This window comes from Roseburia sp. AM23-20, assembly GCF_003470905.1.
Classification (GTDB): domain Bacteria; phylum Bacillota; class Clostridia; order Lachnospirales; family Lachnospiraceae; genus Roseburia; species Roseburia rectibacter.
The window spans coordinates 206,376-219,115 of the sequence record NZ_QRHS01000002.1 but is presented as its reverse complement, the minus strand read 5'-3'; the positions used below and the strand labels follow the sequence as shown (position 1 = coordinate 219,115).

The following is a 12,740-nucleotide window of genomic DNA, read 5'->3' as shown; positions in this document are numbered from 1 at the left end:
AATGGCACTTAGAACAATCAGAATACAGGGAGATCCTGTACTTACAAAAAAATGCAGGGAAATTACAGAGATAACACCAAAGATCAAAGAACTGATCGACGATATGCTTGATACCATGTATGAGGCAAACGGAGTTGGTCTTGCAGGCCCACAGGTTGGTGTGTTAAAGAGAATCGTAGTCATTGATATCGGAGAAGGACCGGTCGTTATGATCAATCCGGTCATCCTTGAAAAATCCGGTGAGCAGACCGGGGATGAGGGATGCTTAAGTCTTCCGGGAAAAGCCGGTACTGTTACAAGACCAAATTATGTGAAGGCGCGTGCGTTCGATGAAAATATGGAGGAATACGAGATCGAGGGAACAGAGCTTATGGCACGGGCAATCTGCCATGAGTTAGATCATCTTGACGGACATATGTACACGGAACTCGTAGAAGGACCGTTACATGATGTAACTTATGATGATCCGGAGGAATAATATATGCGAGTTATTTTTATGGGAACACCGGATTTTTCGGTGGGGACATTAGAAGAAATCATAAAAGCCGGTCATGAGGTGGTACTGGTTGTCTCACAGCCGGATAAAGCGGTGGGAAGAAGCAAGGCATTAAAATATACACCGGTGAAAGAGTGTGCCCTGGCACATGGCATAGAGGTATATCAGCCGGAGCGCGTCAGGGACAGTGCATGTATCGAATATCTGAAATCTTTTCATGCAGATATCATGATTGTAGTGGCTTTTGGGCAGATTATACCAAAGGCAGTGTTAGACATGCCAAAATACGGCTGTGTAAATGTACATGCGTCATTGTTGCCGAAATACCGTGGTGCAGCACCAATCCAATGGGCAGTCATAAATGGCGATCCATATACCGGTGTGTCCACACAGCGTATGGACGAAGGCGTTGATACAGGAGATATCATTTTAGAAGAAAAAGTTGAGATACGGCCGGATGAAACAGGTGGAAGTTTATTTGACCGTCTTGCAGAAGTTGGAGCGAAACTCTGTGTAAAGACCATAGAAGCGATTGAAAACGGCACGGCTGTTTATACACCGCAGGATAACAGCAAAGCAACACATACGGCAAAGATCCACAAAGAATTAGGCAGTATTGAATGGAAAAAGAGTGCAAAAGAGATTGAATGTCTGATCCGTGGCTTAAATCCGTGGCCGAGTGCATATACAAGACTGGATGGAAAAACACTTAAGATATGGAGAGCGAATGTACTTCCGGATGAAGGCAAAGCTGCTCCGGGCTGCATTATAAAAGCGGAAAAGGGAAGTTTTCTGGTACAGACAGGAAATGGTGTCCTAGAGCTTCTTGAAGTACAGTTAGAAGGAAAGAAACGTATGACCACGGAAGCATTTTTAAATGGTTATACGGTGGAAGCAGGAACTTATTTTACACGTGGTTAAGTGAATGGAGGTAATGAGTATGCCTTATTACTATTATGGTTTTGATCCGACTTATGTTTTAGTTTTAATTGGTGCGGTAATCTGTCTGATCGCATCTGCAAGAGTAAAGAGTACTTTTAATAAATATTCACAGTACCGCAGCATGAGCGGTATGACAGGAGCACAGGCAGCGGAGCGTATCTTAAATTCTGCCGGAATTTATGACGTGACAGTCTGTCATATATCAGGAAGTCTGACAGATCATTATAATCCGTCGAAAAAGACACTGAATCTGTCTGATTCCGTGTACGGAAGTAATTCCGTTGCTGCGATCGGAGTTGCAGCGCATGAGTGTGGACATGCGATCCAGCATCAGAAAAATTATGTGCCATTGTCATTCCGTACAGCGATCGTTCCGGTTGCCAATATCGGTTCAACACTGGCATGGCCGCTGATTCTGATCGGGTTGTTTTTTAACCGGTCAACAGGTGCGATGCTTATCGATCTAGGAATCTTATGTTTTTCATTTGCAGTGTTATTCCAGCTTGTAACGCTTCCGGTTGAATTTAATGCTTCATACCGGGCACTTCGGATTTTAGGCGAGCAGGGAATTTTATCTGACAGTGAACTGCCTTATACCAGAAAAGTATTGAAGGCTGCGGCACTGACCTATGTTGCAAGTGCGGCTGCGGCAATTTTACAGCTGCTTCGACTGGTTCTTTTGTTTGGAGGACGTAATCGTGATGACTGATACCGTAAATACAAGAAGACTGGCATTAGATGTTCTCGTTGAAGTGACGGAGCATGGGGCATACAGCAATCAGGTGCTTCGTGCAGTACTTGAAAAATATCAGTATATGGAAAAATATGAGAGGGCCTTTTTAACCAGACTTGTTGAGGGAACGATCCAGCACATGATAGAGCTTGATTATGTGATCGACCAGTTTTCCAAAGTGAAAGTAAAAAAAATGAAACCCGTCATCCGCAATATTTTAAGGCTTGGTGTGTATCAGATATGCTATATGGATTCTGTGCCGGATTCGGCAGCATGTAATGAGGCTGTAAAACTGGCAAGAAAAAGCGGATTTTCTACATTGAGCGGTTTTGTGAATGGTGTGCTCAGAAATATTGCAAGAAACCATGATTCCATCCAGTATCCGGATGAAGAAAAAGAGCCGGTTTGTGCTTTGAGTGTCCGTTATTCCATGCCGGAGTGGATCGTGGAAGAGTGGCTTAGCGCATATGGATCAGAGCAGACAAAGGCAATATTGGATGCATTTTCGAGAGAAGCACCGCTTACGATCCGCACAAATGTGACAAAGATCACACCGGAAGCGTTAAAAGAACAGTTAGAAGCGGAAGGTGTGACGGTCCAGACGTTAGAGGATCTTCAATATAAAGGACTGCCGCATGCAGAAGGATCTGGTTATGCAAAGGCATATAACTATGCCTTTGCGATCTCCGGTTTTGATCATCTGATGGCACTTCCTTCATTTAGAGAGGGACTTTTTTATGTACAGGATATCAGTTCCATGATGGTGGCGGAGACTGCGGCACCGGGGGAAGGTGCACATGTGATCGATGTCTGTGCAGCTCCGGGAGGTAAGAGTATACATCTTGCAGAAATGTTAAACGGCACAGGAAGCGTGGAGGCGCGGGATCTGACGGAATACAAGACGGGACTGATCGAGGAAAATATCAGCCGTTATCAGGTGAAAAATATGACAACAAAGGTCTGGGATGCCACGGTGTCAGATGAGAGCGCAAGGGAAACAGCCGATGTACTGATCGCAGATCTTCCATGTTCCGGACTTGGTGTGCTGCGGAAAAAGACTGACATCCGTTATAAAATGAGCCGCAGGCAGCAGGAAGAGTTAGAAGAACTTCAGCGCCGGATTTTAGATACCGTCTGTTCCTATGTCAGAAAAGATGGGATCATGGTTTATTCTACATGCACGATCAATCCTGGAGAAAATCAGGAGAACGTTGCATGGTTTCTGGGAAAACATCCGGAATTTGAACTGCTTGATATGGAACAGATCTATCCGGGAGCGCAGGTGGGAGATGGATTTTTCTACGCGAAATTAAAATGTATCTCATAGTTATTGAAAAAGAGAATGGAAAGAGAAAGTTATGCAGCAGGAAAAAACAGATATCAAGTCTATGAATCTGGAAGAATTAAAATCATATATGGAATCCATCGGAGAAAAAGCATTCCGTGCAAAACAGCTGTATCAGTGGATGCATCAAAAGCAGGCATCATCCTTCGATGAAATGACAAATCTGTCAAAATCCCTTCAGGAAAAACTAAAGAATGAATGTCATTTTGTCAGTTTAAAGCAGGAGGCAGTACAAATTTCAAAATTAGACGGTACCAGGAAATATCTGTTCGCATTAGATGATGGAAATGTGATAGAGAGCGTCCTGATGCGTTATAAGCATGGCAATTCGGTCTGCATTTCCTCTCAGGTCGGCTGCCGGATGGGCTGCCGGTTCTGTGCATCGACGTTAGATGGTCTGGTGCGTGGTCTGACACCGTCAGAAATGTTAGATCAGATCTACCGGATTACAAGAGATACCGGGGAGAGAGTTTCTAATGTTGTTGTGATGGGAACCGGAGAACCAATGGATAATTTTGACAACCTGCTCAGATTTATTGAACTTCTGACGGATGAAAACGGTCTGAATATCAGCCAGCGGAACGTGACAGTTTCGACATGCGGCATTGTTCCAAAGATGAGAGAACTGGCAGATAAAAAGCTGCAGATCACACTGGCACTTTCACTGCATGCATCTTCACAGGAGAAGAGGTTAGAACTGATGCCGGTTGCCAATAAATATGAGATTCATGAGGTGATCGAGGCGTGCCGGTATTATTTTGAACAGACCGGAAGGCGCGTTACATTTGAATATAGTCTGGTTGGCGGTGTCAATGATACCGAGGAGGACGTAAGAAGGCTTGTGGAGCTGATCCACGGTATGAATTGTCATGTAAACCTGATTCCGGTCAATCCGATCAAAGAGCGTTCTTATGTGCAGCCGGATCATGAAGCAATTCTTAAATTTAAAAATAGGCTTGAAAAAAATGCAATTCAAGTTACAATTAGAAGGGAAATGGGCAGGGATATAGACGGTGCATGCGGACAATTGCGCAAACGTTATATCAGTCATGCAGAAAGGTAGGAAGTAGAGAAGATGAAGACGTTTTCCATGACGCACATCGGGCAGCGACGGGAAATGAATCAGGATTATATGTTTACATCAGAGACCGCTGTGGGAAATCTGCCGAATCTTTTTTTAGTAGCGGATGGAATGGGTGGTCACGCTGCAGGTGATTATGCTTCCAGATTTACAGTAGAAAAACTGGTTGAATTGATTGGTAAATCAGTAGAGAACGAGCCGGTGGCAATTATGAAGAGTGCTGTTTCAATGGCAAACAGTCTGCTTTTGACAGAGGCACAGGCAGATCCGGCAAAAAATGGAATGGGAACAACGATTGTCGCAGCAACGGTGATAGGGAATACACTTTATGCCGCAAATGTTGGAGACAGCAGACTGTATGTGATCAATCAGGAAGATATTACACAGATTACAAGGGATCATTCCCTGGTTGAGGAAATGGTCCGCTTAGGTGAAGTGAGAAAAGAAGATGCAAAAGATCATCCGGATAAAAATATCATTACACGGGCAGTTGGTGTATTGCCGGAGGTAACAGCTGATTTCTTTGAGATCAGCCTGAAACCGGGAGATGAGATTTTGATGTGTTCCGATGGACTGACAAATATGATTGAAGATGATGAGATCAGACAGATTGTGCTGGGACAGAGGGATATTGTTGAGAAAGCAGAAAAGCTAGTTGAGACTGCCAATCGAAATGGTGGCAAGGATAATATTACGGTTGTATTGATAGAACCATTTTCTGATGAGGTGAAAGAATGTTGACAGAGGGTATGTACATAGCAGACCGCTATGAGATTTTAGGTAAAGTTGGCGCTGGCGGAATGTCAGATGTATATAAAGCAAAAGATCTTACACTGGGAAGATTTGTAGCGATTAAAGTATTAAAGGCAGAGTTTTCCGAGGATATTAATTTTGTAACGAAATTCCGTTCCGAGGCACAGGCAGCTGCAGGGTTAGAACACCCGAATATTGTAAATATTTACGATGTCGGCAGTGAGAATGGTCTGCATTATATCGTGATGGAATATGTGGAAGGAATTACATTAAAGACATACATTGAGAAAAAGGGACAGCTTTCTTTTAAGGAGGCGGTCAGTATTGCGATCCAGGTGGGCAGAGGTATAGAAGCTGCACACAATAAAAACATCGTTCATCGTGACATCAAACCGCAGAATATCATGATCTCTACAGAGGGAAAGGTAAAAGTAACGGATTTTGGTATTGCGAGGGCAGCGACATCAAATACGATTAGTTCAGATGTGATGGGATCTGTGCATTATTCTTCTCCGGAACAGGCGAGAAATGGATTTGTGGATGGCAAGAGTGATATCTATTCACTGGGTATCGTGATGTATGAGATGGTGACAGGACGGGTTCCGTTTGATGGTGATACGACGGTTGCAGTTGCGATCCAGCATCTTCAGGAAGAAATGGTGCCGCCAAGTGTCTATGCGCCGAATCTTCCGATCAGCATGGAAAAGATCATCTTAAAATGTACACAGAAGAATCCTGACAGAAGATATTCTTCCATGACAGCTCTTTTGGCAGATCTGCGAAAAGCGCTGATCAGCCCGAATGAAGATTTTGTTGTAATGGTTCCACTTGCAAATCAGGATAAAACCAGAGTGATCGGAGCAGATGATTTAAACCAGATCAAAAAGCAGACTGCAAATGTTTATGTGGATCCTGCGTCTATCAAGATTCAGGAACCGGTTATTGATGATGACGACGATGACGATGATGATATTGATGATGAGGATGGCGATATCAATCCGAAGATGGAAAAGGCGATCACGATCATGGGAATCGCAGCAGGTGTGGTGATCATTATCATTATTATTTATCTGTGTATTACGTTAGCAGGCGGTATGAAATCCGGTAAGAATACTTCTTCGAATACAGAGACCACAAAGACGGAGACACAGACAGGGGACAGCCAGAGTACCCAGATCAAGGATGGCGTGGTAGTACCATCCCTGACCGGAAAGACTATGGATCAGGCAAAGCAGGAGTTGAACGGAACAGGACTCGGTATCAGACAGGCAGGAACTGCATCGTCAGATACGGTAGAAAAAGGACAGATCATCAGCCAGGATCCGGCAGATGGAAAGACTGTGGAAAAGAATACAACGATCGAGGTTATCATAAGCAGCGGAGCTGCTGACGGCAGCAGTAAAAATACGGTCGATATACCAAATGTTGTCGGACAGAGTGAAACAGATGCAAGTGCGGCATTAACGGCAAAGGGATTTAATGTTACAAAGACAACGTCCTATAGTTCTTCTGTTGCGGAAGGATATGTGATTTCCCAGACACCAAATGGAGACACACAGGGAAAAGAAGGCGATACGATCACACTTGAGATCAGTCTTGGATCTGAGAAGATTACAGTGCCGGATGTATCGACAAGCTATAAGTCTGAAGAACAGGCGCGGGAAATGTTATCACAGTTTAATGTTTCAACAACGACAAAATACAGTGACACGGATGCCGGAATCGTAATCGGACAGTCTCTTGCAGCAGAAACACAGGCTGATCCGGGTGCGTCCATCACGATCACCGTCAGTCTTGGACCGGAGCCGGCACAGCAGATTACAACAAAGACCTATAAATTGAATGTCAGTCTGCAGCTACCGTCGGATACATCTAATATTTCCGGGGCAGACATTGTTTTATATGATGATCAGGGCAATGTTTTACAGACCTGGTATGGAAAGACACTTGCAGATTTTGGTACCGGAGGATTGCTTTTATCAAAGACAGGTATCCTTTCGGACAGCGGTAAGATTGTAGTTACCTGGCTGGATCTAAACGGTAATGATTTAAAAGATCAGACCATTGATGTACAGTTTCAGGAAGAGTAAAAGTATTTATGCGGGGAAAGATTATCAAAGGAATTTCCGGATTCTACTACATTCATGTAGCAGAATCCGGAATTTATGAGTGTAAGGCAAAAGGCATATTCCGAAATCAGAATATCAAGCCTCTGGTTGGGGATAATGTTGAGATTGCCGTGTTGGATGAGGAGAACAAAAAAGGAAATATTGAAAAGATCCTGACACGGGAAAATGAACTGGTACGTCCGGCTGTTGCAAATATTGATCTTGCACTGATCATTTTTGCTGCTGCAAAACCGCAGCCTAATTTTAATCTGTTAGACCGTTTCCTTGTTATGATGGAATATCAGAAGGTACCAGTTGCGATCTGCTTTAACAAAACAGATCTGGTTACAGAAGAGGAACTCCATGCGTTTGCAGATATCTATACAGCATGCGGTTATCATACTCTTTTTGTGAGTGCAAAAGAGGAACAGGGTGTGAATGGACTGTTAGAACTTCTGAAAGGGAAAACAGCAGCGGTGGCAGGCCCATCCGGGGTTGGTAAGTCTTCACTTGTGAACCGTCTGCAGCCAAATATCACGATGCAGACAGGGGAAGTCAGCCGTAAGATTGAGCGCGGAAGGCATACAACACGGCATTCTGAAATCATACCGATCGGTGGGGATACTTATATTATGGATACTCCCGGTTTTTCCACACTCTATATTCCGGGTATGGAAAAGGAAGATTTAAAAGAATTTTATCCGGAGTTTGGCAGATGGGAGCCATACTGCAGATTTAAGGGATGTAATCATATCAGTGAGCCGGACTGTGGCGTCAAGCAGGGATTAGAAGAAGGAAGCATCAGCCTGCTGCGGTATGAAAATTATAAATTGCTGTATGAGGAATTAAAGTCAGTCCGGAAATATTAAATAAACAACAAAATTACGGAGGAAGAAATGAATTGTTTATCACCATCTATATTATCTGCTGATTTCAGCCGGCTTGGAGAACAGATACGAGAACTTGATGAGGCGGGAGCACAGTATGTGCATATTGATGTTATGGACGGAATGTTTGTTCCGAGCATTTCATTTGGAATGCCGGTTATCCGTTCTATCAGAGGATGTACAGACCGTATTTTTGATGTCCATCTGATGATCGAAGAACCGGGACGTTATATTGATGAGTTCGCTGAGGCGGGGGCAGATCTGATCACTGTCCATGCAGAGAGCTGCAGACACCTTGACCGCACGATAGAAAAAATCAAAGAAAAGGGACTTTTGGCGGGAGTTGCGTTAAATCCTGCAACACCTGTGTCAGCAATATCCTGTGTACTTGAAAAAGTGGATATGGTTCTTATTATGACGGTAAATCCGGGATTCGGAGGACAGAAGTTGATTCCTTATACAGTGGAGAAAGTCCGTGAATTAAGAAAAATCGTAGATGAGCAGGGATTAAAGACAGATATCGAAGTAGATGGAGGCGTTAATCTTTCAAACGTTGGGGAATTGATGGATGCAGGAGCCAACATCATTGTTGCCGGCAGTGCCGTTTTCTCCGGAGATGTGACTGAGAACACGATCCGCTTCTTAAATATTATAAATGCATGATGGGAGCAGAATGTATGAAACGTTTTTTTATCATATCGGGTGGAAAAATTGAGGATACATTTGCGAAAGCAGTTTTAAATGGCGTTGCTGAAAAAACGGTGATTGCAGCGGATTCAGGAATGGAATTTCTGCGGAGAAACGAGATCATTCCCCAGATTATTATCGGTGACTTTGATTCAGTGAGCAGCGGGACTTTGGAGTGGTTTCAGAAGAAAGATGATATTATCTGGCATAAATTAAATCCGGTAAAAGATGATACCGATACGGAGTCTGCAATTCGCCTTGCGATTTCAATGGGGGCAGAGCTCATTACAGTACTAGGGGGAACCGGTTCGAGATTAGACCATGTGCTTGGAAATATTGAGCTTTTGGGCATAGGTCTGGAAGCGGGCGTTAAAATTGAGCTGCTGGATGCAAATAACCGTATCCGCATGACAGACTGTGGCATGATTTTAAAGAAAGAGGAGCAGTTTGGAAAATATGTTTCACTGATCCCGTATACTGCGAAGGTGGAACATCTTTGTCTGACAGGATTTAAATATCCGCTGGATGATTATTGCTTAAAGGGTTTCTGTTCGCTTGGAGTAAGCAATGAGATTACAGAAAAGCAGGCAGAAATTACATTTGAAAAAGGGATATTGATCGTCATTGAGTCGAGGGATGATGCGGCAATGACATATGAAATATAAAAAAAGACGGAATCTGTAAATTTTACGACAGATTCCGTCTTTTTGGTAAAAAAGTACTAAAAAAATGGTAGACATTTACTGTAAAAATACTTAAGATAAATATAATAGGTAAAAGGTACTTTGAGAAGAGGATGGACATGACAATTAAAGAATGTTATGAACAGTTAGGACAGAACTATGAGGAAGTGCTTGACAGACTGGGAAGTGAAGTAATTTTAAAAAAATTTGTGATTAAATTTTTAGATGACTCGAGTTTTCAGATGCTGGAGGATGGTTTAAAAGAAAAAAATGCAGACCAGGCATTTCGGGCGGCACATACCATAAAAGGAATTTGCCTGAATCTTGGATTTGACAAACTGTATCAGGCAAGTTCAGATCTGACTGAACAGCTGCGGGGAAAAGATACAGTAGAGGAAACAGATGACCTGTTTTTGAAAGTGAAAGAGCAGTACACCAAACTTGTAGAAGTCGTTCGTAAGATGGCAATGGAGGGGTAAATTACTGAATATAGAAGAACTTACTTTTACGCAGGATCAGAAACATGAGATTGAACTGGGGCACCGTCTTGGAATCGAGATGAGTCTTCCGGTGGAACAGTATTCAAGTCTGATGTATACTGTGAGATGGAAGCATATATACTGTTAACCGATGAGAACGCAGTACTTACAAGAGAACAGATACTTTCAGCGTTAAAAGAAAAAGGTGTCATCTCAGGAATCAATGAGGAGGCAATTAAGGAACTCGGAAATGGAAAGGTTGAAGTGACCAATATCATTCTGCGAAAAGGAAACAATCCGCGAAACAGAGGACATATCAGTGCCGGAAAAATGGGAAAGATCGTCGGAGGCATTACACAGGCGGGGCAGAACTTAGAGGTGTATGATCTTGGTAATAAAGTAAGGTTACGTACCGAGGTTTATGTCGGCAGGGGAGATAAATATATCAATGATAAAAATCAGCTTGTATTGCAGATGAAATCAGTAGGAAAAGAATTATCGCTGCTAAGAAGTGCTTATCAGAATTTTCAGAAAAGATATATGCCGGAGGAGCGGAATGTAAATCCGATGTATCTGAAGGTTGAAGATACGATTTACACAAAGGAACTTGAAATGAAAGAGATACAGAAAAAAGATGTGTATCTGGATGAAGAGATTGAAAAGAGCAAACATGCGAAGCTGATCGTAAAAGGAACCATATATCAGGGTGTAAAGATAGATGTAAATGGTGCAAGATGGTTTTCTGATGAAGTTACAAATGTTACGGTCCGAAAAACAGATGAACGTGTAGCTTTATATACGAGGAGGAGCAGATATGAGATATAAAATTCTCATTGTAGATGATGTATATATAAACAGGGAACTTCTGAAAGAAATATTAAGAGATGATTATGATGTTTTAGAAGCCGAGAACGGCAAAGAAGCATTAGAGGTCATTGAGAAAGAAAAAGGAAATATCAATGCAGTGCTTCTTGACCTTATTATGCCGGTCATGGATGGATTTGAAGTATTAGAGCATATGCAGAGTAAAAAAATCTTAGATAAAATACCGGTTATCGTAATCAGCGGTGAGACGAGCATGCAGATCGAGAAAAAATGCTTTGATTACGGTGTTTCTGATTTTATCGGCAGACCATATAAAACAGCACTGGTACAGAAACGTGTACAGAATATGGTAAATCAGTATGTATACAAAAACCAGCTTGAAGAGAAAGTGGCAGATCAGACAGCCGTATTGCGCAAGGCATATGATAAACTGCAGCAGCAGACGAAGATGCTTGAAAAGCGCAACCAGGATATCATCGATATGCTTGGTACGATCGTTGAGTACCGTAATTTAGAGAGTGGAGAACATATCCAGCGGGTAAAAGGTTATACGAGGATACTTGCAGAGGATTTTGCAAAAAATTATCCGGAGTATGAACTGACACCGGATATGATCAATACGATCGTGTCAGCGAGTGCATTGCATGACCTTGGAAAAATCGCGATTCCGGACAGCATTTTATTAAAACCGGGAAAACTGACCAAAGATGAATTTGAGTATATGAAATCTCATACATTGCGTGGATGTGAGATCTTAGATTCCATGAAAGATGACTGGGATCCGGTCACACAGGGGGTAACTTATGAGATCGCAAGATCCCACCATGAACGTTATGACGGAAAAGGATATCCGGATGGATTAAAAGGAGAAGAGATACCGGTATCTGCACAGTTGGTATCAGTAGCAGATGTATATGATGCACTGATCAATAAGCGTTGTTATAAAGATGCCTTTTCAAAGGAAGATGCATTCCATATGATCGTAAATGGAGAATGTGGGGTGTTTTCACCGAAACTGATGCAGACATTCCGCAATGTAAGAACAAAATTTGAACAATTTGCAGACGGACTGGAATAATTAAGAAACAATAGTACACGTTTCCCAGACTGATCTGTTGAGAGAACCTAAGAGGTGCAAACGTGATTACAAGTAGCAATATAGCCGATTTTTTTGAAAAGTATACGAAAAACCTGGAGCGGGAAGCATATTTAAATGAGACGGCACTCAAGGCCTTTTATCGAACATGAAGACAGATTAAATGATGAACTTGCGGATGAGTTTTATAAGCAGCTGGACAGAATGAATGCGTCAGGGTATTGTGACAGGCTGATTTGTATTGGTATGGCGCAGGTTGTTCAGAAATATTATCAGAAAACAGGAGTCTGGGAAAAGTATCTTCTGACCACACATATACTTGGCGGTTTTTACAGCCGTTACAGTGAAGTGGAAGATGCAAAGAAAAGTATTGCATGCTTTGAGATTGAACGGGAGGCGTTTGACCGGTATTTTGAAATAGAAGACTGGGAAATCCGAAAAAAGATACTGTTTGCCTATTATAATTATGTTGTGGTTCAGGTAAACATGCGTGCTGGTTTTGGACACGGTGAAAAAACGAGAGTGTAGAATTTCAAAAACGTCTGATCGAACAGACAGACCGTGCGATCGCTGTTTATGATGATCCAAAAGTACGGGCATTAGATGGGGATAAATATGACCTTGA

General features: G+C 42.5%; 14 protein-coding genes. All 14 read left to right on the top strand.

Features of this window, described 5'->3' with window-relative positions:
• The first annotated feature begins 1 nt into the window (after nt 1).
• The 14 genes from def (at nt 2) to DW650_RS03865 (ending at nt 12,643) form a co-directional block, all read left to right on the top strand.
• Nucleotides 2–478, top strand: coding sequence for a peptide deformylase (gene def, locus DW650_RS03930; protein ID WP_186899498.1), 477 nt, complete (start codon nt 2–4; stop codon nt 476–478).
• Nucleotides 479–481: 3 nt separating this feature from the next.
• Nucleotides 482–1,417: a methionyl-tRNA formyltransferase gene (gene fmt / locus DW650_RS03925; RefSeq protein WP_117918669.1), complete on the top strand. Its 936-nt coding sequence runs from the start codon at nt 482–484 to the stop codon at nt 1,415–1,417.
• Between the two features lie 19 nt (nt 1,418–1,436).
• Nucleotides 1,437–2,147, top strand: a complete 711-nt coding sequence (locus DW650_RS03920) for a zinc metallopeptidase (protein WP_117918667.1) — start codon at nt 1,437–1,439, stop codon at nt 2,145–2,147.
• On the top strand, nt 2,140–3,498 hold the full coding sequence (rsmB, locus tag DW650_RS03915; protein WP_118209111.1) for a 16S rRNA (cytosine(967)-C(5))-methyltransferase RsmB: 1,359 nt from the start codon (nt 2,140–2,142) through the stop codon (nt 3,496–3,498). The genes DW650_RS03920 and rsmB overlap by 8 nt, the downstream gene beginning before the upstream one ends.
• Before the next feature lie 31 nt (nt 3,499–3,529).
• Nucleotides 3,530–4,579 carry a 23S rRNA (adenine(2503)-C(2))-methyltransferase RlmN gene (gene rlmN / locus DW650_RS03910; protein ID WP_117918663.1) on the top strand — a complete coding sequence of 350 codons (1,050 nt, stop codon included), beginning with the start codon at nt 3,530–3,532 and terminating at the stop codon, nt 4,577–4,579.
• 12 nt (nt 4,580–4,591) lie between these two features.
• Complete coding sequence (locus DW650_RS03905; RefSeq protein ID WP_118209110.1) at nt 4,592–5,338, top strand: Stp1/IreP family PP2C-type Ser/Thr phosphatase; 747 nt, start codon at nt 4,592–4,594, stop codon at nt 5,336–5,338.
• Complete coding sequence (gene pknB, locus DW650_RS03900) at nt 5,332–7,440, top strand: Stk1 family PASTA domain-containing Ser/Thr kinase (protein WP_118209109.1); 2,109 nt, start codon at nt 5,332–5,334, stop codon at nt 7,438–7,440. The genes DW650_RS03905 and pknB overlap by 7 nt, the downstream gene beginning before the upstream one ends.
• 8 nt (nt 7,441–7,448) lie before the next feature.
• On the top strand, nt 7,449–8,327 hold the full coding sequence (gene rsgA, locus DW650_RS03895) for a ribosome small subunit-dependent GTPase A (protein WP_118209108.1): 879 nt from the start codon (nt 7,449–7,451) through the stop codon (nt 8,325–8,327).
• A gap of 27 nt (nt 8,328–8,354) precedes the next feature.
• Nucleotides 8,355–9,008: a ribulose-phosphate 3-epimerase gene (gene rpe, locus DW650_RS03890; protein WP_117918655.1), complete on the top strand. Its 654-nt coding sequence runs from the start codon at nt 8,355–8,357 to the stop codon at nt 9,006–9,008.
• A 14-nt stretch (nt 9,009–9,022) separates the two neighbouring features.
• Nucleotides 9,023–9,697 (top strand): thiamine diphosphokinase, encoded by a 675-nt coding sequence (locus tag DW650_RS03885; protein WP_199654188.1) that lies wholly within the window; start codon nt 9,023–9,025, stop codon nt 9,695–9,697.
• Between the two features lie 137 nt (nt 9,698–9,834).
• Nucleotides 9,835–10,194 (top strand): Hpt domain-containing protein, encoded by a 360-nt coding sequence (locus DW650_RS03880; protein ID WP_118209106.1) that lies wholly within the window; start codon nt 9,835–9,837, stop codon nt 10,192–10,194.
• A 126-nt stretch (nt 10,195–10,320) separates the two neighbouring features.
• Nucleotides 10,321–11,019, top strand: coding sequence for a FapA family protein (locus DW650_RS03875; RefSeq protein WP_118209105.1), 699 nt, complete (start codon nt 10,321–10,323; stop codon nt 11,017–11,019).
• Entirely contained in the window at nt 11,009–12,097 is a 1,089-nt protein-coding gene (locus DW650_RS03870; protein ID WP_118209104.1) for an HD domain-containing phosphohydrolase, read from the top strand. Before DW650_RS03875 ends, DW650_RS03870 begins: the two co-directional genes overlap by 11 nt.
• A gap of 135 nt (nt 12,098–12,232) precedes the next feature.
• Nucleotides 12,233–12,643, top strand: coding sequence for a hypothetical protein (locus DW650_RS03865; protein ID WP_118209103.1), 411 nt, complete (start codon nt 12,233–12,235; stop codon nt 12,641–12,643).
• Nucleotides 12,644–12,740 lie beyond the last annotated feature (97 nt).